This window comes from Ruegeria sp. THAF57, assembly GCF_903914075.1.
In the GTDB taxonomy this organism is placed as follows: domain Bacteria; phylum Pseudomonadota; class Alphaproteobacteria; order Rhodobacterales; family Rhodobacteraceae; genus Ruegeria.
Window position 1 is genome coordinate 387253 of sequence record NZ_CAIWNQ010000001.1, and the last position, 25221, is coordinate 412473.

A 25221-nucleotide genomic window follows, 5' to 3' on the forward strand; every position below is an offset into this window, starting at 1 on the left:
AGCCTCCTTCAGAAAAACACATCCGCCGCCGGAATGCTGACGCGGCCTTTGGCGGTGTTTAGGACAAGGTTGCCACCCGCGTCCACTGTTTCAAAGGTTCCAACCGACTCGGACGTTGCGGTACGGGCGGTGATCACCTCACCCAATCGGGCCGCACGGTCCAACCAGGCTGTCCTGATCGGCTCGAACCCATAAGTCACAAACTGCGTCTCGTATTTCGAATACGCGGCGGCCAGTTCCGTCAAAAAATCCTCTGGCGTGACGTCAACACCCATTTCTGACAGCAAGGAAACCGGACGCACCGCACCTGGTTCAACCGCTTGCGGGAGGGGCGCTTCGGACAGGTTCACGCCGATCCCAATAGCCAGATGCGAGACACCGTGACCGTGGCCGGTGCTTTCCAGCAAAATCCCCGCCAATTTCCCGCCGTTCAGCAAAACGTCATTCGGCCACTTCAGGGAAAAACCACTCGCGCGCCCTGTGACTGCAACACAGGCATCAAACAGTGCAAGCGCCGCCACGAAGCTGCGTAGCGCCGCCCGCTCGGGGTTCCCTTCGGGGCGCAAAAGCAGGGTCGCCGCAAGATTTCCCTTTGGGTTGGCCCAAGCCCTGCCCCGTCGCCCGCGAGCCGCTGTTTGGTGATGCGCCAGAATCCAGACGGGCCCCTGCGCGGTTGGAGCGATCCTAGCCGCCTCATTCAGCGTGCTGTCGACCTCCTGCAGAATATGCAGGCCATATCCTTGCGGCCATTGGGTCATTGTAAAAAGGCCCGGTCTGCTGACCGAGCCCTCCAAAAGTGTGTGATGCGCATCTTAGTTGACAAGCGTTGCCGCCGCAGCCGCAGCTGCGCCTTCGATGCCAAACTGATATACGACCCCGACCAGCATCAGCGCCGCCGACCCCATCAGAGCAGTCCACAAAACGGGCGAAGAATGGGTTTCGACCGGTTCATCATTCTCGTCCCCGAAATACATGTAGAAAACGATCCGCAGGTAGTAGAACGCCCCAATAACCGAAGCGATGGCAGAAACGATCACCAAACCGGTCAGCCCCGCGCTGACGCCAGCCTGCCAGACGCCGAACTTGGCGAAGAAACCCAGCATCGGGGGCACGCCTGCAAGGCTGAACATCAGGATCAAAACAGCCAGCGCCTTACCCGGATCACGCTTTGCAAACTGACGTAAAGCGTCGATATCGGTGACGGGTTTACCGTCACGCTCCATCATAAGGATGAAGGCAAAGGTGCCGATATTCATGGTCACATAGATCGCCAAATACATCAGCATCGCCTTGATACCCAATTCCGTACCCGCCGCAAGACCAATCAGCGCATAGCCCATATGGGCGATCGACGAAAACGCCATCAGTCGCTTGATGTCGCGCTGTCCAATCGCGGCAACCGCGCCCAAAAGCATCGACAGAACCGAGAGCAGAACGATCACCTGCTGCCAATCCTTAACCACTCCGCCAAAGGCATCATGCAGCAGACGCGCAAACAGCGCCATCGCTGCAACTTTCGGTGCGGTGGCAAAGAATGCGGTGATCGGCGTGGGTGAGCCCTCGTAGACGTCCGGCGTCCACATGTGGAACGGAACAGCCGAGACTTTGAACGCCAGACCCGAGATCAGGAAGATCAGACCGAACAGCAGCCCGACCGAAACATCTCCGTGGTGGACCGTCTGAATAATGCCCGAGAACAGCGTGGTCCCGGTAAAGCCATAAACCAGCGACGCACCGTACAGCAGCAGGCCCGAGCTGAGCGCGCCCAGCACGAAATACTTCAGACCGGCCTCGGTGGATTTCGCACTGTCTCGGCGCAGGGCGGCCACGACATAAAGTGACAGGGATTGCAGCTCTAGCCCCATGTAAAGCGACATCAAGTCGCCTGCGCTGACCATCATCATCATGCCCACTGCGGCCAGAGCGACCAGCAACGGGTATTCGAATCTGAGCAAGCCGCGCCGCGCCATATAATCCTGGCTCATCACTAGAACGGCAGCGGCAGAGAGAAGGATCGCAACCTTTGCAAAGCGCGCGAAACCGTCATCCACGAACATGCCGTTGAAGGCGACATTGGTGCCATCACCGTTCGTCGCGATCCAAATCGCGAGCAAGGCCATCAAACCAGCGGTAGACCACACCAAAACAGGCGCTAGCCCATCCTTTGATGTATACACTGCCCCGATCAGCGCCAGCATCGCATATACGGCCAGAATTATTTCCGGCAGGATTATCGTCAGATCAGCCTGGATCATGTCTCCAAAGCCCCCTTAATGCGAAGCGGCTGTCTGGGTCACGGCCTCTGCCGCGGCCAGAGCCGTGTCATAGTTCGAAATCAATGCCGCAGTCGAGTTGCCGATCACATCGGTCACGAGCGACGGGTAAACGCCCAATAGGATCGTCATCACGATCAGCGGCGCAAAGATCAGCCGCTCGCGCGAGCTCATGTCTGTCATCGCCTTCAGGCTTTCCTTGATCAGATCGCCAAAGACCACCCGGCGGTACAGCCACAGCGCATACCCGGCCGAGAAGATCACGCCGGTTGCAGCCACAGCCGTCACCCATGTGTTCACTTGGAACGCGCCCATCAGGGTCAGGAATTCGCCGATAAAGCCCGAGGTGCCGGGCAAGCCGACATTAGCCATGGTGAACAGCATGAAGACCAGCGCGTAGGCAGGCATCCGAATGACCAAACCGCCATAAGCGTCGATATCGCGCGTATGCATCCGGTCATAGATCACGCCGACACACAAGAACAGCGCCGCCGAGATGAAGCCGTGGCTGATCATCTGGAAGATCGCGCCATCTATGCCCTGCTGGTTCGCCGCAAAGATGCCCATGGTCACAAAGCCCATATGCGCAACCGAAGAATAAGCAATCAGCTTTTTCATATCCTCCTGCACCAGCGCCACCAGCGAGGTGTAGACAACGGCAATCGCCGACATCCACAGCACCAGATCGGTCATCACCGCCGAGCCCACAGGGAACATCGGCAAGCTAAACCGCAGGAAGCCATAGCCACCCATTTTCAGCAGGATCGCCGCCAGCACCACCGAGCCCGCCGTCGGGGCCTGAACGTGTGCGTCTGGCAACCACGTATGAACCGGCCACATCGGCATCTTCACCGCAAAGGATGCGAAGAATGCCAGGAACATCAGCGTCTGCATTCCGCCAACGATGTAGACGCCCAGCACGCTGAACCCCTCGGACGAGAACTGATGGCTCATCAGCGCCTCGATATCCGTAGTGCCCGCATCCGCATACATCGCAACCATCGCCACCAGCATCAGAACCGAGCCGAGGAAGGTATAGAGGAAGAACTTGAAGCTTGCATAAATCCGGTTCGCACCGCCCCAGATACCGATGATCAGGAACATTGGGATCAGACCGGCCTCGAAGAACAAGTAAAACAGCACCAGATCCAGCGCCATGAACACGCCCAGCATCAGCGTTTCCAGCAGCAGGAAGGCGATCATATATTCCTTGACCCGGTCGGTCACATTCCAACTGGCCAGAATAGTCAACGGCATGATGAAGGTGGTCAGCAGCACGAACAGAACGCTGATCCCATCCACGCCCATCTTGTATTTCAGGCCAAGCAGCCACTCACCCTCTTCCACCATCTGAAAGCCGGTGTTGGATGGGTCAAAGCCCGTATAGATGCCGATGGAGACAAGGAACGTCACCGTGGTCGCCACCAACGCAACCCATTTCGCGTTGCGCTGCGCCGCATCGTCATCGCCATGCAGGAACAGGGCAAGAATACCTGCCGCCACAGCGGGGATGAAGGTAACGATCGAGAGGATATTATCCATTAGTGTGCGCCTCCGCCGATCGACATCCAGGTGACAAGGGCTGCTATCCCCAAGACCATCCAGAAGGCGTAAGTAAAGATGTAGCCCGTCTGCGCCTTGCCTGCGAGGCGGGTGAAGAAGGGAACAACGCCCATGGCAATCCCGTTCAAGAAACCGTCGATGGTGTTGCCATCGCCGCGTTTCCACAGGAACCGGCCGATCGCCAAGGTGGGTTTGACGAAGATCGCATCGTAGATCTCATCAAAGTACCATTTGTTCAGCAGGAACAGGTACAGCGGGCGCTGGTTCTGCGCCAGACGTCCCGGCAGGGATGGGTTCACGATGTAGAACCAATAAGCCACAACAAAGCCCAGCAGCATGGCCACAAAAGGCGATACCTTGACCCATTTGGGAGCGGCATGCGCATCGTCCAGCACATGATTGTCCGGTGCCATATACAGCGCGCCCTCGCCCGGCTCTCCTGCGAAGACATAGTGGTGATCGCCGTGGGCGTCCTTTTCACCATGACCGTCATCTGCATGCGCATCGCCGTGACCATCGTCGGCGTGGCTGTCGTCGCCATGCGTATCAGCTTTGCCGTGATCGTCAGCCCCGGCATGTTCCGACGCCTCAGCCACCGGGATGCCATAGAACTTGCCGACCTTGTCCGCGTGACCGAAGAAATTGCCGTACCAGATCATGCCCGCAAAGACCGCGCCCAGAGACAGAACGCCCAGCGGCACCAGCATGACCATCGGGCTTTCATGCGCGTGATCATGTGTATGCTGATCGCCGCGTGGTTTGCCGTAGAAGGTCAGGAAAATCAGACGCCAGCTATAGAAGGACGTGAACGCAGCGGCGACCACCAGCAGCCAGAACCCATAGGCCGAACCGCCTGCATAGGCGCTCTCGATTATGGCATCCTTGGACAGGAAGCCTGCAAATCCGAAGGTCGTCAGCGGAATGCCGACACCGGTGATGGCCAGCGTCCCGATCATCATCGCCCAGAATGTATAGGGGATCTTTTTGCGCAGCCCGCCATACTCGGTCATCTCTTGTTCGTGGTGCATGGCGTGGATCACTGAGCCTGCACCAAGGAACAACAGCGCCTTGAAGAACGCGTGCGTGAACAGGTGGAACATCGCCGCCGAATACATGCCCACGCCTGCGGCCACGAACATGTACCCAAGCTGAGAACAAGTCGAGTAGGCAATCACGCGCTTGATATCGGTCTGCACCAGACCCACGGTCGCGGCAAAGAACGCTGTCGTCGCGCCCAGCACTGTGATGAACCCGGTCGCACCCGGCGCGAACTCCATCAGCGGCGACATGCGGCAAACCAGGAACACACCCGCCGTCACCATTGTCGCTGCGTGGATCAGGGCCGACACTGGCGTCGGGCCTTCCATCGCGTCCGGCAACCACGTGTGCAGGATCAACTGTGCCGATTTCCCCATCGCACCGATGAAGAGCAGCACGCAGATCACCTCAACCGCGGTCCATTCGCCCCACAAAAAGTGCAGCTTTTCTTCGGCCAAGGCGGGGGCCGAGGCGAAGATGTCCGAGAAGTTGATGCTGTCGGTCAGCAGGAACAGCGCGAAAATACCCAGCGCAAAGCCAAAGTCACCGACACGGTTGACAATAAACGCCTTCATCGCTGCCGCGTTGGCCGAAGGTTTGCGGTAATAGAACCCGATCAGCAGGTAGGATGCGACGCCCACGCCTTCCCAACCAAAGAACATCTGAACCAGATTGTCAGCCGTCACCAGCATCAGCATGGCGAAGGTAAAGAAGGACAGATAGGCGAAGAAACGCGGCTTATAGCTCTCGCCCTCGCGCCATTGCGGGTCGTGATCCATGTAGCCGAAGGAGTAGAGGTGAACCAGCGCCGAGACGGTCGTCACCACGATCAGCATGATCGCGGTCAGCCGGTCCAGACGGATGGCCCAACTTGTCGACAGCGAACCGCTCTCGATCCAGCGCATGATCTCGATCTGTTGAGTGACGCCATCAAACGAGAAGAACACGATCCACGACAGCAGACAGGCCAGAAAAAGCAGGCCCGTTGCGGTCCACATCGCGGCTTTCTCACCGATGAACTTCCAGCCGAACCCGCAGATCAGTGCGCCCACCAGCGGGGCAAAAAGGATGGTGGTTTCCATGTTCCCTTACCCCTTCATCATATTGACGTCTTCAACCGCGATCGAGCCACGGTTGCGGAAGAAACAGACCAGAATGGCCAGACCAATCGCCGCCTCGGCTGCCGCAACGGTCAGGACAAACAGCGTAAACACCTGCCCGACCAGATCACCGAGGAAGCTGGAGAACGCCACGAGGTTGATATTCACCGCCAGAAGCATCAGTTCGATGCTCATCAGCAGGATGATGACGTTCTTGCGGTTCAGGAAGAGACCGAAGATGCCGATGACGAACAGCGTCGCCGCGACCGTAAGGTAGTGTTCGAGTCCGATCATCGTCTTAAAGCCCCTGCCCCGGTTTCACGTCCTTCAACTCCATCGCCTTGGCCGGATCGCGCATCATCTGGCTGATAATGTCCTGACGCTTGATGTCCTGACGGTGGCGCAGGGTCAGCACGATCGCACCGATCATGGCGACCAGTAGGATCAGGCCCGCAAGTTGGAACAGAAGGAAGTATTGATCGTAAAGAATGACGCCCAGCGCCTCGGTATTGTGGCGGTCGGTTGGAACCGGCTGCGCCAAATTGGCCTCCGCCCCTTGCGCGCTGTCCCACGCGCCAAAGGCCATAACGAACTGCATCAGGATGACCAAACCGATCAGCAGGGCCAGCGGCATATAGCGCGCCATCTCGGCCTTAAGCTCGGCAAAGTCCACGTCCAGCATCATCACCACGAACAGGAACAGCACAGCAACCGCGCCGACATAGACGATGATCAGCAACATCGCCACGAACTCGGCCCCCAGCAGAACGAATAGCCCAGCCGCAGACAGGAAGGACAGGATCAGCCAAAGCACCGAATGTACCGGCTGACGGCTGATCACCGTGAACAGCCCGCCGGTGACAGCACTGATGGCAAACAGGTAAAAGGCAAAGACGGTCATTGATCCTCATCCTTGTTATCGCCCATGGCCTCTTGCGCCAGATCCAGCGCACGGGTCATGGCCGGGATGCCGGCAAAGACCGACATCTGACCGATCGTTTCCACGATCTCTTGTTTCTTCGCACCCGCCTCGAGCGCATGGCGCACAGTCTGGCGCACCGCCGAGTCCGCCTGAGCGCCCTGGCAGGTCAGCCCGGCCAGCGTCAGCAACAGGCGGGTCTTGGCGTCCAGCCCGTCGGTGTTGACGGTGTTGCCGAACATCATCTCCATGACCTCTTTGGGCATGGTGGGCCACAGCGCCTCGAACCCTTTGGGCGAGAAATTCTCCATCGCCGGGTTCATCGCCTTGGCCATGTCCTGAGCCTGCTTCATCATAAGCTCAAAGGGATTTGTCGGACTGTCTGTCATCGATACGGCGCGTCCATTTCCAGATTGCGAGCGATCTCGGCTTCCCAGCGTTCACCGTTGTCGAGCAGTTTTTCCTTGTCATAGAACAGCTCTTCGCGGGTTTCAGTCGCGAATTCAAAGTTCGGACCTTCGACAATGGCATCGACCGGACAGGCCTCTTGGCAGAAGCCGCAATAGATGCACTTGGTCATGTCGATGTCATACCGCGTGGTGCGGCGGCTGCCGTCCTCGCGCGGTTCGGCGTCGATGGTGATGGCTTGCGCCGGGCAGACCGCCTCACAAAGCTTGCAGGCGATGCAACGTTCCTCGCCATTGGGATATCGACGCAGGGCATGTTCACCGCGAAAGCGCGGGGACAGCGGGCCCTTTTCATGCGGGTAGTTCACGGTTGCCTTGGGGGCGAAGAAATACTTCAGCCCCAGCTTCATGCCGACCCAAAAGTCTTGCAGCAGAAAGTACTTAGCAGCGCGGGTATAGTCGATTTGCGTCATATCAGCCTCCTACGCTCCAACGGGCGAACGCACCCCAGAACCAGTCGAACTTTGCAGCGAAGGCCACGAACACCACCCAGACCAGCGAGAAGGGCAGAAACACTTTCCAACCCAACCGCATCAACTGGTCATAGCGGTAGCGGGGCGTGATTGCCTTGACCATCGCAAACAGGAAGAAGAAGAACGCCATCTTGGCGACCATCCACAGCACGCCATCGGGCAAGCCCGGGATCGGCGACAGCCAGCCACCGAAAAACAGCAACGAGATCAGCGCGCACATCAGGAAGATGGCGATGTATTCCCCAGCCATGAACAGCAGGAAAGGCGTGGCCGAGTATTCGACCTGATAGCCTGCCACCAGTTCCGATTCCGCCTCGGGCAGGTCAAACGGCGGTCGGTTGGTTTCAGCCAGCGCCGAGATGAAGAACAGGAAGACCATCGGGAAATGCGGCAGCCAGTACCAGCTGAAGAAGCCAAACCGACCGTCTTGTGCCTCTACGATGTGTCCAAAATTCATCGACCCGGTCGAGATGATCACACCGATGATGATCAAGCCCAGCGAAACCTCATACGAGATCATCTGCGCCGCAGACCGCAGCGACCCAAGGAACGGATACTTTGAGTTCGACGCCCAACCGCCCATAATCACGCCATAAACCTCCAACGAGGATACGGCAAAGACATAGAGGATCGCGACGTTCAGATCAGACAGGACCCAGCCATCGTTGAACGGGATCACCGCCCAGGCAATCATCGCCAGCACGAAGGATGTCAGCGGCGCAAGCATGAAGACCGTGCGGTCTGCACCCGCCGGGATCACGACCTCTTTCACCACGTATTTCAGTGCGTCCGCCACGGATTGCAGCAGGCCGTAGACGCCAACGACGTTGGGGCCCCTACGCATCTGGACGGCGGCCCAGATCTTGCGGTCGCCATAAACAAGGAACAACAGCGAGATCATCACAAAGGCAACAACAGCGAGAACCTGTGCCAGAATGATCAGGGCGATGCCGCCCGGGGTGTTAAAGAAATCAGCCATTGGTCCTCACACCGTGGGTCGTCAGGGAAGTGTCAGCGGGTCGGATCATTCTGCGGCCATCCTGTCAGTCTTGAGGGCCTGCGCCTGCGCCGACAGCTCGGCCATCAACTGCGAGGCCCGTGCTATCGGGTTTGTCAGGTAGAAATCCTTGATCGCGGGGCGGAAGCTGGCCTTGCCCAGTGGCCCGGCCTCAAGTGGTTGAATTTCATTTTCAATCACTTCGTCAATGCGCGCCAGATGTGGCACCGCTTCGATCAGGGCCATGCGCAATTGCGCCAGCGAGTCAAATGGCAGCGCAGCACCCAATTCGGCTGAAAGCGCGCGCAAAACGGCCCAGTTCTCTTTCGCCTCTCCGGGTGCGAACCCGGCCCGCATCGCCAGTTGCGGGCGGCCTTCGGTGTTTACGAACAACCCGTTTTCCTCGGTATAGGCCGCGCCCGGCAGGATCACATCGGCACGGTGCGCGCCCCTGTCACCATGGCTGCCCTGATAGATGACAAAAGCGCCTTCGCCGATCTCGACCTCATCCGCACCAAGGTTATAGATCACGTCCGCCGCATTGACGGCGTCCATCCCTGCATCGTTCGTCGCGTCTACATCCAAGGCGCCCACACGCGCAGCGGCGGTATGCAGGATGATCAGCCCGCTTTCGGTATTGGCGGCAATGGCTTGCGCTGCGGCCAGAACGGCGGCTCCGTCAGCCTCTTGCAGGGCACCTTGCCCAACGATGATCAGCGACGGCTTGCCCTTGATCTCATCATCACCGCCCATATCGACGACTTCTTGCAGCGCCGCCCGGTCTTCGCCCATATGGTGATAAGGGTAAGTCAAATCTGCAGCAGGCCCAACCAACGCAATGTCTGCCCCATGAGCCCAAGCCTTGCGGATACGTGCGTTCAGAACCGGAGCTTCGTCCCGCGGGTTGGTGCCGATCAGCAGGATACGCTCGGCCATGTCGATGTCTTCGATGGCAGCAGTCCCGGCATAGGCCCCACGGTTGCCCGCAGGCAGCTTGGCCCCATCGGTGCGGCATTCGACAACACCGCCCTGCCCCTCGATCATCTGTTTCAGTGCAAAAGCGGCCTCAACCGGGGCCAGATCACCTACGATCCCGGCCGGTTTTTCGGCCCCTTTCAGCGCCTCAGCAGCTTTGGTCAATGCCTCGGGCCAACTCGCAGGGCGCAGCTTGCCATTCTCGCGCACATAAGGCTTGTCCAGCCGCTGACGGCGCAGGCCGTCCCACACAAAGCGCGTCTTGTCGCTGATCCATTCCTCGTTCACGCCGTCATGGTTGCGCGGCAAGAAACGCATCACCTCACGCCCCTTGGTGTCCACCCGGATGTTCGAACCCAAAGCGTCCATAACATCAACGCTCTCGGTCTTGGTCAGCTCCCACGGGCGGGCGGTGAAGGCATAAGGTTTCGAGGTCAGCGCCCCAACCGGGCACAGGTCGATAATGTTGCCCTGCAGGTTCGATTGCAGCGTTTCATTCAGGTACGAGGTGATCTCGGCATCTTCGCCACGCCCGGTCTGCCCCATCTGAGTGATCCCCGCAACCTCGGTCGTGAAGCGCACACAACGGGTGCAACTGATGCACCGGGTCATCGCGGTACCGACCAGTGGCCCCAGATCCAGATCATCCACCGCGCGCTTGGCCTCTTTGAAGCGTGAGCCCGACACGCCATAGGCCATCGCCTGATCCTGAAGGTCACATTCGCCCCCTTGATCGCAAATTGGGCAGTCCAGTGGGTGATTGATCAGCAAAAACTCCATCACCCCTTCGCGGGCCTTCTTGACCATGGGCGAGTTTGTTTTGACCTCAGGCGGCTGGCCTTCCGGACCCGGACGTAGATCACGCACCTGCATCGCGCAGGAGGCGGCGGGTTTCGGCGGCCCGCCCACGACTTCAACCAGACACATCCGGCAGTTCCCGGCGATCGAAAGACGTTCGTGATAGCAGAAACGCGGCACCTCGACCCCGGCCTGCTCACAAGCCTGGATCAGGGTCATCGCACCATCGACTTCAATTTCCTGCCCGTCGATATTGATCTTGCGGAGGTCAGACATGGTCTAGTTCGCCCTCAAATACACGCCGATGGCGCTGTTTCTTTCGATTTCCTTCTGCCCCAATGCGCAGAAAGTTGTGGGGTTGTCATAAGAGACACCGTTCTGCGCCAGGTATGCTTCGCCTTTTGAGCGCATCCTGTCTTTCTCAGAATCGGATTCCACATAGGCCCGGATTTCCTTGTCCGAGTACCCCAGCTTGTTTGCTTTCGACCGCAAATCCCACATCACGCCAATCGCCTTCAGGCGGCGCCCACTGATCGAAGGGCAAACCTCTGAAATCTCATTCGCTACCGCGATATAGTACAACTCGTTGTCGATCTCTTTCACATCTCGCAAAGGCGGCTTTGCGTCAGCCGGCACCGGTGACGCAAACACGCATATCGCTGCAATCAACGTCACCGCGCCCAATACGGACCCTCGCAGATTTGCTGGCCCCCGGCATTCAGCGCGCATAGCTGCGTGATATGCGAAACTGCGTGTCATGGGCGGAGGCATTTTCCTGCGAAAGTCAGTTTGTCGTCGGTGATCCGCAGGTTTTGCGGTTCGGTATCCGGCCCGACCTTCCAGTCAATTCGCGAAGACCCGTATTTTGCGATACAAAACTTGGTGCCTTCGTACCGTCCCGCCTCGCGCGCTCCGTCCAATGAAGCTGAAACACCGTTCACCACGACCGTGAAATCTGTAGGTGCTGTTTTCTTGTCCACGACTTTCGCTTTAGCGCGGAAGTATTGACCGTCAAAAACCACGCGGTCTGACGATGGGGTCACCAAACCACAGGACGCGACAAGTGCAGCCGAGGCACAGACCACCAATGCCCGACCACAGGTTTTCATCCGGCGCGTTTTACCGGTGACATGATGAACAGCGCTTAACATCAGAACGCGGCCACCATTGCCATAACCCCCATGATGAACATGCACGCCCATCCCAGAACATAAAGAACACTCCGCAAGCCCGTGTTAGGTTTGCCAATTCCCTGAATGTGAATGACCAGCATCACCAATCGTGCCAATAGCGCGGCCGAGGTCAGCAGATTTACCCAAAACGGGCTTACCGCCATCAGAATGGCCGCAATGGTCACAGCCGCATATGCCGGAAGGGTCTCAGTTCCGTTCAGATACGCTCGGTTCAGGCGATAGGTTTTATCGGCATAGTCCTGCTCGGGCGTGGAACCCGGAGCCAAGCCTTTTCCTTGCTTTGCCAAAGCCGTGAATGGGGCAAGTAACAACACAACCAGGGTGAAGATCATCAGCGAAACGATCGCATGGCCATATTCTGCAAATGCTTCCATAGGTTCTACTCCGCAGCCATTGCACCAAGGCGACCCGACTTTTGGGCCTTGATACGGTCTTCGATTTCGTCCCGGAAATTGCGGATCAGGCCCTGGATGGGCCAAGCCGCAGCATCGCCGAGCGCGCAGATCGTGTGCCCTTCGACCTGTTTGGTGACGTCAAACAGCATGTCGATCTCTTCCAGTTCGGCCTCGCCACGCACCAGTCGATCCATCACACGCATCATCCAGCCTGTGCCTTCGCGACAGGGCGTACACTGACCACAGCTTTCGTGCTTGTAGAACTTGGACAACCGCCAGATCGCCTTGATGATATCGGTGGACTTATCCATCACGATCACCGCCGCCGTCCCAAGGCCCGAGCCCAAATCGTTGCGAAGATAGTCGAAATCCATGATCGCATCGCGCATGTTTTCACCGCGCACGCAAGGAACGGACGAGCCACCGGGGATCACCGCCAGCAGATTATCCCAGCCGCCGCGAATACCACCACAGTGGGTCTCGATCAGTTCCTCGAACGAGATCGACATCGCCTCTTCGACCACACATGGGTTATTCACATGGCCCGAGATCGCAAACAGCTTGGTGCCCGCATTGTTCTGACGACCAAAGCCCGCGAACCAATCCGCGCCCCGGCGCAGGATGGTGGGCACAACGGCAATGGATTCCACGTTGTTCACCGTGGTCGGGCAACCATACAGCCCCGCCCCCGCCGGGAACGGGGGTTTCATCCGCGGCATGCCCTTCTTGCCCTCAAGGCTTTCGATCAGGGCGGTTTCTTCGCCGCAGATATACGCACCCGCGCCGTGATGCAGGAACAGGTCAAAATCCCAGCCCGAACCCGCGGCGTTCTTGCCCAGCAAGCCAGCGTCATAGGCTTCGTCAATCGCAGCCTGTAGCGCCTCACGCTCACGGATATATTCGCCGCGCAGGTAGATATAGCAGGTATGCGCATTCATCGCGAAGGACGCGATTAGGCAGCCTTCGATCAATGTATGCGGATCATGACGCATGATCTCACGATCCTTGCAGGTACCCGGCTCGGATTCGTCCGCGTTCACAACAAGATAGGCCGGGCGACCGTCGCTTTCCTTGGGCATGAACGACCATTTCAGACCGGTGGGAAAGCCCGCACCGCCACGACCACGCAGGCCGGAATCCTTCATCGTCTGGATGATCCAGTCGCGGCCCTTCTCGATCAGGCCAGCCGTGCCGTCCCAATGCCCGCGCGCCTGTGCGCCACGCAATGTGCGCTCGTGCATCCCGTAGATGTTGGTAAAGATCCGGTCCTGATCCTTCAGCATCGTGTATTACCTTCAGCTGTCCTGACGCATGCGCCAGAGTTGAAAAATGTTGACGCCCGCATAGATGAATCCTGCCAGAGCGGCAAAATCAAAAAGCAACGCATAGCGGCCCGGCAGTCCCAACTGCGGGCCAACAAATGTCATGACAAGCCACAGCACCATCGTCGCGGCGATGACTATGCCGATGTGACGGCCCTTTCGGGCTATGGCCTGTTCCTTGTCCTTGTCCATCTCATCCCGATGCCCCGAGTGGGCACCTATCTTAGTCCTCGTTCCCCGCGGCAAGGCTGGTTGCCTGCTCGACCCAGCCGTCGCGTTCGATCCGGCCCTTGAACTTCAGCTGCGTGTCCACCCAGGCAATATTCCCGGCCGTCCAGGTTGAGATCTGGTCGTAGTGATAGATCCCCAGATCGTTCAGCTTTTCTTCCAGCTTCGGCCCAACGCCCTTCAGCACTTTCAGATCATCCGCCTTCCCGTCGCGCGCTTGCGTCAGCGTTTCGGGCTTGTCTTCCGTAGCTTCCTGGGCCTGCTTCGCCGCCGGTTTGCCAACCTCACGCTCTTTGGGTGGTTTCGGAGCTGCCTTGGTCGCCGCCGCCTTGCCATCCTTACCCAACCACGGGGTCAGGATCGGTACCTCGGTCCCGTCGATGCGTTTGACCGTGTCGCCCAGATCAACAGCCAGTTCGACACTCGCATTATGCTCGGGCTTGTCCGTTGCATACTCGGTCAGGCTGCTCAAACCTTTCAGCGGCTCCGCGGCATAGCGACCGTTCTGTGGACCCGGCACCGGCACCTTGCCCGCGGCCAGATCGTCGATGATCTTGCCAAAACTTTCGGCTGTCAGATCTTCATAATAGTCCTTGCCGATCTGTGCCATCGGCGCGTTCGCGCAGGATCCGAGGCATTCAACCTCTTCCCAACTCAACTTACCATCAGCGGACAATTCATGAGGCTTGGCAGCAATCTTTTCCTTGCACACCGCGATCAGATCTTCGGCCCCACAAATCAAACATGAGGTCGTGCCGCACACTTGGATATGCGCAACTGTTCCAACGGGTTGCAACTGAAACATGAAGTAGAATGAGGCCACCTCAAGCACACGGATATAGGCCATACCCAGCATGTCGGCGACAGACTCGATCGCCGGGCGAGACAGCCAACCTTCTTGCTCTTGCGCGCGCCACAACAGCGGAATAACCGCACTGGCCTGACGGCCCTCGGGGTACTTGGTGATCTGCGCTTCGGCCCACTGCTGGTTAGCAGCGGTGAAGGCAAAGCTTTCGGGTTGATCGGGGTGAAGACGGCGGAGCATTAGCGGTCAATCTCTCCAAATACGACGTCCATGGTACCGATAATCGCGGCGACGTCGGCCAGTTGGTGACCCTTGGCGACGTGATCCATGGCTTGCAGGTGCAGGAAACCGGGGGCGCGCAATTTGGCGCGATAGGGCTTGTTGGTGCCGTCGGCGACCAGATAGACGCCGAACTCGCCCTTGGGGGCTTCGACGGCGGCGTAGACTTCGCCCGCGGGGACGTGGAAGCCTTCGGTGTAAAGCTTGAAGTGGTGGATCAGGCTTTCCATCGAGGTTTTCATGTCAGAACGTTTTGGCGGGGTGATCTTGCCACGCGCCAGAACATCGCCGGGGCAATCGCGGATCTTGGCGATGGCCTGACGGATAATGTGCAGCGACTGGCGCATCTCTTCCATTCGAACCAGATAGCGGTCATAGCAATCACCATTCTTGCCGACTGGGATCTGAAACTCGAACTCGTCATAGCATTCATAGGGCTGCGCGCGGCGCAAATCCCAAGCCAGACCCGATCCGCGCACCATCACGCCCGAGAAGCCGTATTTCTGGATGTCATCTTCGGTCACGATGCCAATATCGGCGTTACGCTGCTTGAAGATGCGGTTTTCAGTCAGAAGACCATCAATATCGTCCAAAACGGCAGGGAATTCGTGACTCCATGCCTCGATATCGTCCAGCAGTTCTGGCGGCAGGTCCTGATGTACGCCCCCGGGGCGGAAATAGGCGGCGTGGAGGCGCGCACCACAGGCACGCTCATAGAACACCATCAGCTTTTCGCGTTCTTCAAAGCCCCACAGCGGTGGAGTCAGGGCGCCAACATCCATCGCCTGCGTCGTTACGTTCAGCAGGTGGTTCAGGATGCGCCCGATCTCGGAATACAGAACCCGGATCAGCGAGCCCCGGCGTGGTACTTCGACCCCGGTCAGCTTTTCGATTGCCAAGCACCAGGCATGTTCCTGGTTCATCGGTGCCACGTAATCCAGACGGTCGAAATACGGCAGGTTTTGCAGATACGTCCGGCTTTCCATCAGCTTTTCGGTGCCACGGTGCAGCAGACCGATATGCGGGTCGCAACGTTCGACGATCTCGCCGTCCAGCTCAAGCACAAGACGCAAAACCCCATGCGCCGCAGGGTGTTGCGGGCCGAAGTTAATGTTAAAGTTGCGGATCTTCTGTTCTCCGCTCAGCGCGTCCGTGCTGCCGTCATCGTATCTTGAGCCGTCCATCAACGCCCTCGTTTCTTCTTCGCTTCGGCCCGAACCCGGACCTTTTCGGCCTCGGCCGCCTTCGCTGCGGCCCCTGCCAGCAACACTCCCAGCACGCCCAGAACAATCAGTTCGCCTGTCATATCAGCGTCGCTCCATCTCTTGCAGCTTCAGCGCCATCATCCACAGCAGGACGATCACGACCGGAGAGATGATGCACGCAAACGCCCAGTTCTTGTTGATCCCGAAATGCGGTAGCAGCTTGATCATTGGCACAACCGTCGCCACCACCAGAACAATCCAGATCAGGAACTCAAACATGGCGGCTACTCCTGCTTCTCATCCCCTGGCAGAATATAACTCGCACCTTCCCAGGGGCTCATGAAGTCAAACTGCCGGTACTCCTGCACCAGGCTGACCGGTTCGTAAACGACACGCTTCTGCGCCTCGTCATAACGCACTTCGGTATAGCCGGTGGTAGGGAAATCCTTGCGCAGCGGATAGCCGCGGAAACCATAATCCGTCAGAATGCGCCGCAAGTCCGGGTGACCCGAGAACAGAATGCCGAACATGTCGAACACCTCACGCTCGAACCAGTTGGCCGAGGGGTGAACATCTGCGATCGAGGGCACCATGTCTTCCTCACGAATGGAAACCCGCAAGCGAATGCGCTGGTTCTGATACATCGACAAGAAGTGATAGACCACGTCGAACCGCTTGGCGCGCTCGGGATAGTCGACGCCCGTAATGTCCACAAGGGTCGAGAACTTGCAATTCTGATCAGACCGCAGGAACTCTACAAACTCCACAAGGCTCGACGGTGCGACATCGACGTTCAATTCGTCATGGGTCACATCCCACGACACAACACAATCAGCCCGTTTAAGCTCCAACTGCGCGCCGAGTTCTTTGAGTGCTTCGCTCATCTTCCCTCTCCCTCAGCGCACGATGGTTCCGGTGCGGCGGATCTTCCGTTGCAACTGCATTAGACCGTAAAGCAGAGCCTCGGCGGTCGGAGGGCAGCCGGGGACGTAGATATCCACCGGAACGATGCGATCACAGCCCCGCACAACGGAGTAGGAATAGTGATAATACCCACCCCCATTCGCGCAGGACCCCATCGAGATCACATAGCGTGGCTCGGGCATCTGGTCATAAACCTTGCGCAGCGCCGGGGCCATCTTGTTGGTCAGGGTTCCGGCAACAATCATCACGTCGGACTGACGCGGCGAGGCGCGCGGTGCGATGCCAAACCGTTCCGCATCATAGCGCGGCATCGAGGTGTGCATCATCTCAACCGCGCAGCAGGCCAGACCAAAGGTCATCCAGTGCAATGACCCGGTGCGAGCCCAGTTGATGATGTCCTCGGTCGAGGTCAGCAGAAAACCTTTGTCCTGCAATTCAGCGTTCAGGGCCTGGGTTGCAACTTCCTTGTCGACGCCTGCGGTATTTGCACCCGTCATCACTCCCATTCCAGGGCCCCTTTCTTCCATTCATAGGCAAAGCCAATGGTCAGAACGCCCAGGAACACCATCATGGACCAGAACCCAACATCGCTGATGTCTTTGAAACCGACGGCCCAGGGGAACAGGAAAGCAATTTCCAGATCGAAAATGATGAAGAGAATCGAAACCAGATAGAACCGAACGTCGAACTTCATCCGCGCATCATCAAAGGCGTTGAAGCCACATTCATATGCGCTAACCTTTTCAGGGTCTGGATTGCGGACGGCCAGAACCACAGCAGCCAGAATCAGAACGATTCCAAGGCCAACGGCAACGGCCAGAAACACCAGAATCGGGAGGTACTCCCGCAACAGGTCTTCCACGTAAAGCTCCTTTCCTGTGCAGCGCTCGCAGCGACGCACCGTCAATTGGCGTGTTGACTGGACATTCTCTATCCCTGCGTGATCAGAGGGTCAACCGAACAGAAGCGCGCAGGCACCTAATATTCCGTTTCCCTCGTGGGATATTGAGTATGTTGGTTCTGTTTGCGCGTTAAGTGACTGTTGGAATTCAGACCTTACTGTTCCAAACAGGTTTTCTTTTAGCAAAAAACGCGCCGATTCCTTCTTGGGCTTCTTCAGTTTCCCAACGATCCACCAGCGCCCGGATCGTCCCGTCGATCACAGTATTGTCAATCGTCGGTCCCAGCATTCGCACCAAAGCTTTGGCCGAGGCCACGGCCCCCGGCGCACAGGACAGGTATGGCTCGACCTCGGCCTCGACCGCCCCGGCCAGATCATCGGCATTGACCGCCCTGGCAAGCAATCCCAGTTCCACAGCCTCGGACGCTTCAAAAAGACGTGCCGACATGACTACGCGCCGTGCCCGCGCCTCGCCCATGCGTGCAACAACATAGGGACCAATGGTCGCCGGGATCAGGCCCAATCTCGTTTCTGTCAGGCCCATTTTCACTGACTGAACACCAATTGCCACGTCACACACTGCGGCCATTCCAACGCCCCCTCCAAAAGCGTTGCCCTGAACAGCGCCGATCAACGGTTTCGGCATCGTGTTCAAAGCCTGCAACATTTCGGCCAGCTTACGCGCTTCGACAAAGCGCGTTTCGGGGTCGGCGGCCATTTGATCCTGCATCCAGCTTAAATCGCCTCCGGCGCAGAAGCTTTTGCCCGCGCCTGTCAGGACAACCACCCGCACCGCGTCGTCCCGTCCCAACTGTCCTGCCGCCTGTGTCAGTTCCGATATCATCTGCGCTGACATCGCATTGTGTTTTTCCGGACGGTTCAGCGTCAGCGTCGCGACGCCGCGCGGGTCCACTGCGATTGAAATGGTGTCGAGCATGGCCTTTCTTATTCCCCTCGCATGGCGCGCGCCATCTGCCCGGCCTGTTCCACGATCTCTGGGGTGATGCCGGTCTCATATCCCAGCCGATGTAAGTGCGACACAACCGTTTCGGTCGCTACATTGCCGGCCGCGCCGGGGGCGTATGGACACCCCCCCAAACCGCCAACCGCAGAATCGAACGTGCGCACGCCCAGCGCAAGGGCAGCGTCTATATTGTCGATCGCCCGCCCGTTGGTGTCGTGGAAATGGCCCGCCAGTCTGGTGACGGGCACCCGCTTTAGCACCGCCAACAGCATATGCGCGACAGTATCAGGCGTGCCCTGCCCAACCGTATCCCCCAGAGACACTTCGTAACAGCCCAGCGCAAACAGCGTATCCGCGACTTCAGCAACTTTTCCAGGGTCTGTCGGGCCATCATAGGGACAGTCCGTCACGCAAGAGACATACCCCCGCACGGGAAGGTCAATATGCCGAGCAGCCTCTAGAATCGGGGTAAACCGTTCGATCGACTCCGCGATCGAGGCATTGATGTTGGCCTTAGAAAAACCCTCGGAGGCTGAGGCGAAAACAGCAATCTCATCCGCCTTGGCCGCAAGCGCGTCGTCGTACCCGCGCATGTTCGGTGTCAGCGCGGCATAGCGCACACCGTCGGCACGGGAAATCCCGGCCAGCACTTCGGCACTGCCAGCCATCTGTGGCACCCACTTGGGCGAGACGAAGCTGGCCACCTCGATCCGGTTGAAGCCGGCGCGGCTCAGACAATCGACCAACGCGACCTTTTCGGCCACCGGGATTTCCCGCTTTTCATTCTGCAGACCGTCGCGCGGCCCCACTTCGAAGATTTCAACCCGATCACCCATGGCTGCGCCCCTCCCTTATTGCCGCTATGAACCCGACCTTGCCACGTTGCGCCCGCACGGGACAGATCATTCCTCCTCCAACCGGACCAGAGCGGCACCGGCTTCGACCTGCTCCCCGGCTTCGGCGAGCACTTCGGCAACGACGCCATCGCGTGCTGCCAGCAAGGAATGCTCCATCTTCATGGCTTCCAGAACGGCCAGTCGATCGCCTTCCTGCACCGTTTGCCCCACTGTCGCGAACATGGCCTTTACCAATCCCGGCATCGGTGCCTCGATCACATTGGTGTCGCCAACGGCGCTTGCGTCGCGGTCCAGAGGATCGACGATATCGAACGTCTGACCGTAGCATTCAAAAACCGTGATCCTCGACCCTGCCACAGCAACGCGCGGCATGGGCTGGCCGCCCACTATCCATCTCCCGGTCTTTCGTTCGGCCAGAACCGAGTCGTCCCCCACCTGCCAAAGCTGTCGGTCCGGCCCTTCGACCTGAACATCCAGATCAATCACGTCTTCCGCCTTCAGTTGGGCCGCCCGGTGCAAGGGTGCCCAAAGAGAGAACCCACATTCTTCGTTCGTATCCACCAGCCCCAACGCCGTCATCGCCGCCGAAACACAGGTAGACGCCGCAACCGGGATGGGCTTGATCAACGCGTCCAAGTCCCGCCCGATCAGTCCTGTATCCACATCCCCCGCCGCAAAACCGGTATGCCGTGTCAACGCCCCCAGAAACCCGAGGTTTGTAACTGTCCCGGCAACTTCGGTACGCGACAACGCCCGGTGCAGTTGCTCCAACGCAATCTGGCGTGTTGGCCCATGCACGATGACTTTGGCGATCATCGGATCGTACCAAGGGCTGATCGTATCGCCCGCCCGAACGCCGCTATCTGCCCGGCACGCCGCCGGGAACTTCAGATGAGTCAGCTTGCCCGTCGCAGGCAAAAACCCTTTGGGCACATCTTCGGCGTATAGCCGCGCCTCGAACGCGTGGCCGGTGATCGACAGTTCACTTTGTTTCTTTGGTAGCGTCTCGCCCGAGGCAACGCGCAATTGCCATTCGACCAGATCAACGCCCGTAATGGCTTCGGTCACAGGGTGTTCCACCTGCAACCGTGTGTTCATTTCCATGAACCAGAACCGATCCGGCCGCAGCCCTTCCGAGGCATCGACGATAAATTCAACCGTGCCTGCACCCTTGTAGCCAATCGCCTCGGCTGCCCTGACACCCGCCTGCCCCATCGCCTCGCGCATTTCGGGCGTCATACCGGGCGCAGGCGCTTCCTCAATCACTTTTTGATGTCGCCGTTGCAGAGAGCAGTCGCGTTCGAACAGTTGCACAGCGTGTGTGCCATCTCCGAAAACCTGCACTTCGATATGGCGCGGTTTGGCGACGAACTTCTCGACCAGCACGGCATCGTTACCAAAGGCTGTACGCGCCTCGCCACGTGCGCTGTCCAAGGCTGACGCAAATTCCTCGGGCTGCTCAACCAGCCGCATCCCCTTGCCGCCACCTCCGGCAACAGCCTTGATCAGTACGGGATAGCCGATGGTTTCCGCCGCACCGGCCAAATGCTCGGGGTCCTGATTGTCACCGTGATAGCCGGGCACAACCGGCACGCCCGCCTGCTCCATCAAAACCTTGGCCGCATCCTTGAGACCCATCTTGCGGATCGCATCCGCAGAAGGCCCGATAAACGTCAACCCAGCGGCTTCGACCGAATCCACGAAATCCGGATTCTCGGACAAAAACCCATATCCGGGATGGATCGCCTGCGCGCCGGTATCCAGCGCTGCCTGAATGATCACATCACCTTTCAAATAGCTCTCAGCCGGAGCCGCACCGCCGATATGCACCGCCTCGTCCGCCATTTGTACATGTTTGGCCGAGGCATCCACATCGGAATATACCGCAACGCAGGCCACACCCAACTTCTGAGCAGTTTCCATCACGCGGCAAGCAATCTCACCCCGGTTGGCAATCAGGATTTTGTTGAACATGTTTCTTACTCCTCCGACGCCAAATCTTCGATCAGCCGAAACCGTTCGCAAAGAAGTTCCATCTCTGGGTCAAATCCACCGTTGCGCTCAAAGTATCGACGGTGATCCTCGCGCCATCCTTCAAGCGTTTCATTCTCGCCCTCCGCCAGGGCAAACGCCTCGGTCATATCGCAAAACCGGCTGACCGTGACCTCAAGCGTCTCGATCACCAACGCCGGACGACCATCCCATTCAAGGGCGATATCACGCCGCCCGACCATTGGTGTCTCTGTGCTGCCATCCGGATAGTCCCGCAACGCGCCACAGGTTGCTGTTTTCCGCCCTGCACGAACCAACCCCAACAGTTCAGCGCTCATCGACGCGCTGTCACCAAACTTGAAGGTTTGCGCCCCGGGATAGCGGGTCAAAACGTCCTTTAAGGTCATGACGATCACATCCTGAACACGCCGAAACGTGTCTCTTCAATCGGCGCGTTTAGAGCGGCGCTCAATGACAATGCCAAGACATCGCGCGATTTGCGCGGGTCGATGATGCCGTCATCCCATAGCCGGGCCGAGGCATAGAGCGGGTGCGACTGTTCCTCGAACATGTCCAGCGTCGGACGCTTGAACTCGGCTTCTTCCTCGGGCGACCACGTGCCACCCTGCCGCTCGATCCCGTCGCGTTTGACCGTGGCCAGAACGCCCGCCGCCTGCTCGCCCCCCATCACCGAGATGCGCGAGTTCGGCCACGTCCACAGGAACCGAGGCTGATAGGCGCGACCCGCCATGCCGTAGTTTCCCGCGCCGAACGAGCCGCCCACCAGCATCGTGATCTTGGGCACCGAGGTTGTCGCCACAGCCGTCACCATCTTGGCCCCGTGGCGTGCAATCCCCTCGTTTTCATATTTCCGACCGACCATGAACCCGGTGATATTCTGCAGGAAAACAAGCGGCGTTTTGCGCTGCGAACACAGTTCGACAAAATGCGCGCCCTTCTGCGCGGCCTCGGAAAACAGCACACCATTGTTGGCGATGATCCCAACCGGGCAGCCTTTGACATGGGCAAAGCCAGTCACCAACGTCTCGCCAAAACGCGGCTTGAACTCATCGAACCGAGAGCCATCGACCAGCCGCGCAATCACCTCTCGGATATCGTAAGGCGTGCGCAGGTCGGCAGGGACGACACCCAGAATTTCCTCAGGATCATAAGCAGGTTCTTCCACAGCCTCGAACCGTAGGCCGGGCTTCAGCCCGGCACCGCCCAAAGACCCAACGGCGCGCCGCGCCAAAGCCAATGCGTGCGCATCATCCTCGGCCAGATAATCTGCCACGCCAGACAGACGCGTATGCACGTCGCCGCCGCCAAGGTCTTCGGCGCTCACCACCTCTCCGGTCGCGGCCTTGACCAAAGGCGGCCCGGCCAAAAAGATCGTACCCTGTTCTTTCACGATAATTGTCACATCCGACATCGCAGGCACATAGGCTCCGCCCGCCGTACATGACCCCATCACCACGGCGATCTGAGCAATGCCTTTGGCGCTCATCCGCGCTTGATTATAGAAGATGCGGCCAAAATGATCGCGGTCAGGGAAGACCTCATCCTGGTTGGGCAGGTTCGCGCCGCCGCTGTCGACCAGATAGATGCAGGGCAGATGGTTTTCCTCGGCAATCTCCTGCGCCCGCAGGTGTTTTTTGACCGACATCGGATAGTACGTGCCGCCCTTCACGGTGGCATCGTTGCACACCACCATGACCTCACGCCCCTGCACCCGGCCAATCCCCGCGATCACCCCAGCACAAGGCGCGGCGCCCCAATACATCCCATGCGCCGCCGTCGCGCCGATCTCCAGAAACGGAGACCCCGCGTCCAGCAGGTTCGCCACCCTACGCCGAGGCAACATTTTACCCCGCGATTCATGCCGTGCACGGGATTTTTCACCGCCGCCCATGCGGGCCGCTTCGGCGGCTTCGGAGATCTGTGCCAGTGCGTCCAGATGAGCGCTGCGGTTTGCCTTGAAGCCCTCAGAGGCGGGCATGGCTTTGGATGTGAGTTTCATTTACGTTGTCTCCAATTCCAACTTCGCACGACGCTTCAATTCCTTCCGAATGACCTTCCCAGTCACCGTCATCGGCAATTCCTCTAGAAACGCCACCTCGCGCGGGTAGGAATACTGCGCCAGACGGTCCTTGACCCAGTCTTGCAACTCCGTCCCTGACGCCTCGGCTCCCGGTTTCAGCACCACATAGGCCTTCACGATCTCGGTCCGCAGCGGGTCGGGCTTGCCGACTACGCCGACCGTTGCCACCGCAGGGTGGGTCAGCAGGCAATCTTCGATTTCGGCGGGGCCGATACGGTATCCGGCTGAGGTGATTACGTCATCATCTCGGCCCACGAAGCGCAGATATTCGCCCTCCCAAACGCCGCGATCACCGGTGATCAGCCAATCGCCCCGGAACTTCTCAGCCGTCGCCTCGGGCCGGTTCCAGTATTCCAGCAACATCGAGGCCGAGCCGCGCCGGATGGCCACGTCGCCCTCGTCCCTCGTGGGTGTGCCGTCCTCATCAATCACCGCAACCTCATGGCCCGGAACCGGTTTGCCGATGCAGCCGGGACGCACTGGAAAATCCTCGGCACAGGACGAGACGACCATGTTGCACTCGGTCTGGCCGTAGAACTCGTTGATTGTCAGGCCGAACGCCTGCTGCCCCCAGGTCAGCATCTCGGCCCCCAGAGGCTCCCCACCCGACGCGACCGAGCGCAGGCCGGGGATGGCCTGATCCGCCGCTTTCAGCATCCGCAGCGCGGTGGGCGGAAAGAACACGTTATGTACGCCACCGCGCGCGATCACGTCAGCGCAGATTTCTGGGGCAAATTTCTCAAGCCGCGCGGCGACCACCGGGATGCCCAGCGCCAGACCGGGCATCAGCACATCAAACAACCCGCCAATCCATGCCCAATCGGCAGGGGTCCAAAGGCAATCGCCGTCGCGCAGGTGATTGTGGCTTATGGATACGCCCGGCAGATGCCCCGTCAGAACCCGGTGCCCGTGCAGCGCCCCCTTGGGGCTTCCGGTTGTGCCCGAGGTATAGATCAGCACCGCAGGATCTTCGGGGCCCGAATCAGCAAAGGAAACCGGGTCATCCGAAGGTGCAATCTGGTCAACCCGCACCGAGTGAGCCAAAGCGCCCAACAGTTCCTCGCCTTCTGCATCCGTCAAAACTATCTGCGCACCTGCATCCCGAACCCTTGAGGCCAGCGCATCATGTTTGAATAGCTTGAACAGCGGAACCGAGATCGCGCCGATTTTCCAGATCGCCAGATGCGCTGCCGCGCACCATGGCGATTGGCTGAGAAGTACGCCCACCCGGTCGCCGCGTTGCACAGATATCAGAAGATGGCGCGCGATACCGTCCGCCATTCGTTGCAAGCGGTCAAAGGTGACGTCGTCCTGCGTACCCCCGGTTAGGTCGCGAATAGCCACGCGATCACCCGGTTGCGACAGACATTGCCGCGCAATGTTCAAGCGGTCGGGAATCGCCCAGCCACCATCGGGATGCAATCCGGGTATGCGCCTAGCGGGACACATTGC

Annotated in this window: 28 protein-coding genes; all 28 read right to left on the reverse strand. The window is 58.9% G+C overall.

Annotation, left to right across the window (positions count from 1 at the left end; all coding sequences use genetic code 11):
- Positions 1 to 8: 8 nt before the first annotated feature.
- On the reverse strand, positions 9 to 758 hold the full coding sequence (locus RUESEDTHA_RS01865; RefSeq protein WP_180883854.1) for a biotin--[acetyl-CoA-carboxylase] ligase: 750 nt from the start codon (positions 756 to 758) through the stop codon (positions 9 to 11).
- Between the two features lie 54 nt (positions 759 to 812).
- Positions 813 to 2255 (reverse strand): NADH-quinone oxidoreductase subunit NuoN, encoded by a 1443-nt coding sequence (gene nuoN / locus RUESEDTHA_RS01870; RefSeq protein ID WP_180883856.1) that lies wholly within the window; start codon positions 2253 to 2255, stop codon positions 813 to 815.
- 15 nt (positions 2256 to 2270) lie between these two features.
- On the reverse strand, positions 2271 to 3815 hold the full coding sequence (locus RUESEDTHA_RS01875; RefSeq protein ID WP_171122623.1) for an NADH-quinone oxidoreductase subunit M: 1545 nt from the start codon (positions 3813 to 3815) through the stop codon (positions 2271 to 2273).
- On the reverse strand, positions 3815 to 5956 hold the full coding sequence (gene nuoL / locus RUESEDTHA_RS01880; protein ID WP_180883858.1) for an NADH-quinone oxidoreductase subunit L: 2142 nt from the start codon (positions 5954 to 5956) through the stop codon (positions 3815 to 3817). Before nuoL ends, RUESEDTHA_RS01875 begins: the two co-directional genes overlap by 1 nt.
- A gap of 6 nt (positions 5957 to 5962) precedes the next feature.
- Entirely contained in the window at positions 5963 to 6268 is a 306-nt protein-coding gene (nuoK, locus tag RUESEDTHA_RS01885; RefSeq protein WP_050602759.1) for an NADH-quinone oxidoreductase subunit NuoK, read from the reverse strand.
- Positions 6269 to 6272: 4 nt separating this feature from the next.
- Positions 6273 to 6875 carry an NADH-quinone oxidoreductase subunit J gene (locus RUESEDTHA_RS01890; RefSeq protein ID WP_180883860.1) on the reverse strand — a complete coding sequence of 201 codons (603 nt, stop codon included), beginning with the start codon at positions 6873 to 6875 and terminating at the stop codon, positions 6273 to 6275.
- Positions 6872 to 7282: a carboxymuconolactone decarboxylase family protein gene (locus tag RUESEDTHA_RS01895; protein WP_171120793.1), complete on the reverse strand. Its 411-nt coding sequence runs from the start codon at positions 7280 to 7282 to the stop codon at positions 6872 to 6874. Before RUESEDTHA_RS01895 ends, RUESEDTHA_RS01890 begins: the two co-directional genes overlap by 4 nt.
- A complete protein-coding gene (gene nuoI, locus RUESEDTHA_RS01900) occupies positions 7279 to 7773 on the reverse strand; it encodes an NADH-quinone oxidoreductase subunit NuoI (protein WP_170331439.1) in 495 nt (164 codons plus the stop codon). Before nuoI ends, RUESEDTHA_RS01895 begins: the two co-directional genes overlap by 4 nt.
- 1 nt (position 7774) lies before the next feature.
- The gene (gene nuoH / locus RUESEDTHA_RS01905; protein WP_171120790.1) at positions 7775 to 8812 is read right to left on the reverse strand and encodes an NADH-quinone oxidoreductase subunit NuoH; all 1038 of its coding nucleotides are present in this window, start codon (positions 8810 to 8812) and stop codon (positions 7775 to 7777) included.
- Positions 8813 to 8857: 45 nt separating this feature from the next.
- Positions 8858 to 10879: an NADH-quinone oxidoreductase subunit NuoG gene (gene nuoG, locus RUESEDTHA_RS01910; RefSeq protein WP_180883862.1), complete on the reverse strand. Its 2022-nt coding sequence runs from the start codon at positions 10877 to 10879 to the stop codon at positions 8858 to 8860.
- A 3-nt stretch (positions 10880 to 10882) separates the two neighbouring features.
- Positions 10883 to 11332 (reverse strand): DUF5333 domain-containing protein, encoded by a 450-nt coding sequence (locus RUESEDTHA_RS01915; RefSeq protein WP_180884580.1) that lies wholly within the window; start codon positions 11330 to 11332, stop codon positions 10883 to 10885.
- 26 nt (positions 11333 to 11358) lie between these two features.
- Positions 11359 to 11754: a hypothetical protein gene (locus RUESEDTHA_RS01920; protein ID WP_255431591.1), complete on the reverse strand. Its 396-nt coding sequence runs from the start codon at positions 11752 to 11754 to the stop codon at positions 11359 to 11361.
- Positions 11754 to 12170 carry an MAPEG family protein gene (locus RUESEDTHA_RS01925; RefSeq protein WP_180883864.1) on the reverse strand — a complete coding sequence of 139 codons (417 nt, stop codon included), beginning with the start codon at positions 12168 to 12170 and terminating at the stop codon, positions 11754 to 11756. The genes RUESEDTHA_RS01920 and RUESEDTHA_RS01925 overlap by 1 nt, the downstream gene beginning before the upstream one ends.
- A gap of 5 nt (positions 12171 to 12175) precedes the next feature.
- Positions 12176 to 13474: an NADH-quinone oxidoreductase subunit NuoF gene (nuoF, locus tag RUESEDTHA_RS01930; protein ID WP_171120784.1), complete on the reverse strand. Its 1299-nt coding sequence runs from the start codon at positions 13472 to 13474 to the stop codon at positions 12176 to 12178.
- 12 nt (positions 13475 to 13486) lie between these two features.
- The gene (locus tag RUESEDTHA_RS01935) at positions 13487 to 13705 is read right to left on the reverse strand and encodes a DUF5337 domain-containing protein (RefSeq protein WP_180883866.1); all 219 of its coding nucleotides are present in this window, start codon (positions 13703 to 13705) and stop codon (positions 13487 to 13489) included.
- 31 nt (positions 13706 to 13736) lie between these two features.
- Positions 13737 to 14786 (reverse strand): NADH-quinone oxidoreductase subunit NuoE, encoded by a 1050-nt coding sequence (gene nuoE, locus RUESEDTHA_RS01940; RefSeq protein ID WP_180883868.1) that lies wholly within the window; start codon positions 14784 to 14786, stop codon positions 13737 to 13739.
- Complete coding sequence (locus RUESEDTHA_RS01945) at positions 14786 to 16009, reverse strand: NADH-quinone oxidoreductase subunit D (protein ID WP_180883870.1); 1224 nt, start codon at positions 16007 to 16009, stop codon at positions 14786 to 14788. Before RUESEDTHA_RS01945 ends, nuoE begins: the two co-directional genes overlap by 1 nt.
- The gene (locus RUESEDTHA_RS20800) at positions 16009 to 16131 is read right to left on the reverse strand and encodes a hypothetical protein (protein ID WP_255431592.1); all 123 of its coding nucleotides are present in this window, start codon (positions 16129 to 16131) and stop codon (positions 16009 to 16011) included. The genes RUESEDTHA_RS01945 and RUESEDTHA_RS20800 overlap by 1 nt, the downstream gene beginning before the upstream one ends.
- 1 nt (position 16132) lies before the next feature.
- A complete protein-coding gene (locus RUESEDTHA_RS01950; protein WP_171120778.1) occupies positions 16133 to 16309 on the reverse strand; it encodes a hypothetical protein in 177 nt (58 codons plus the stop codon).
- A 5-nt stretch (positions 16310 to 16314) separates the two neighbouring features.
- Positions 16315 to 16914 carry an NADH-quinone oxidoreductase subunit C gene (locus tag RUESEDTHA_RS01955; RefSeq protein WP_180883872.1) on the reverse strand — a complete coding sequence of 200 codons (600 nt, stop codon included), beginning with the start codon at positions 16912 to 16914 and terminating at the stop codon, positions 16315 to 16317.
- A 12-nt stretch (positions 16915 to 16926) separates the two neighbouring features.
- Positions 16927 to 17460 (reverse strand): NADH-quinone oxidoreductase subunit B family protein, encoded by a 534-nt coding sequence (locus RUESEDTHA_RS01960; protein WP_037307875.1) that lies wholly within the window; start codon positions 17458 to 17460, stop codon positions 16927 to 16929.
- A complete protein-coding gene (locus tag RUESEDTHA_RS01965) occupies positions 17451 to 17816 on the reverse strand; it encodes an NADH-quinone oxidoreductase subunit A (RefSeq protein WP_050602775.1) in 366 nt (121 codons plus the stop codon). Before RUESEDTHA_RS01965 ends, RUESEDTHA_RS01960 begins: the two co-directional genes overlap by 10 nt.
- 187 nt (positions 17817 to 18003) lie before the next feature.
- A complete protein-coding gene (locus RUESEDTHA_RS01970; RefSeq protein ID WP_180883874.1) occupies positions 18004 to 18792 on the reverse strand; it encodes a crotonase/enoyl-CoA hydratase family protein in 789 nt (262 codons plus the stop codon).
- 8 nt (positions 18793 to 18800) lie between these two features.
- Positions 18801 to 19655: a hydroxymethylglutaryl-CoA lyase gene (locus tag RUESEDTHA_RS01975; protein WP_180883876.1), complete on the reverse strand. Its 855-nt coding sequence runs from the start codon at positions 19653 to 19655 to the stop codon at positions 18801 to 18803.
- 66 nt (positions 19656 to 19721) lie between these two features.
- Entirely contained in the window at positions 19722 to 21650 is a 1929-nt protein-coding gene (locus RUESEDTHA_RS01980; RefSeq protein WP_180883877.1) for an acetyl/propionyl/methylcrotonyl-CoA carboxylase subunit alpha, read from the reverse strand.
- Between the two features lie 5 nt (positions 21651 to 21655).
- Complete coding sequence (locus tag RUESEDTHA_RS01985) at positions 21656 to 22075, reverse strand: ASCH domain-containing protein (protein ID WP_180883879.1); 420 nt, start codon at positions 22073 to 22075, stop codon at positions 21656 to 21658.
- 5 nt (positions 22076 to 22080) lie between these two features.
- On the reverse strand, positions 22081 to 23688 hold the full coding sequence (locus tag RUESEDTHA_RS01990) for a carboxyl transferase domain-containing protein (protein WP_180883881.1): 1608 nt from the start codon (positions 23686 to 23688) through the stop codon (positions 22081 to 22083).
- Positions 23689 to 25218 (reverse strand): AMP-binding protein, encoded by a 1530-nt coding sequence (locus RUESEDTHA_RS01995; RefSeq protein ID WP_180883883.1) that lies wholly within the window; start codon positions 25216 to 25218, stop codon positions 23689 to 23691.
- Positions 25219 to 25221: the final 3 nt, after the last annotated feature.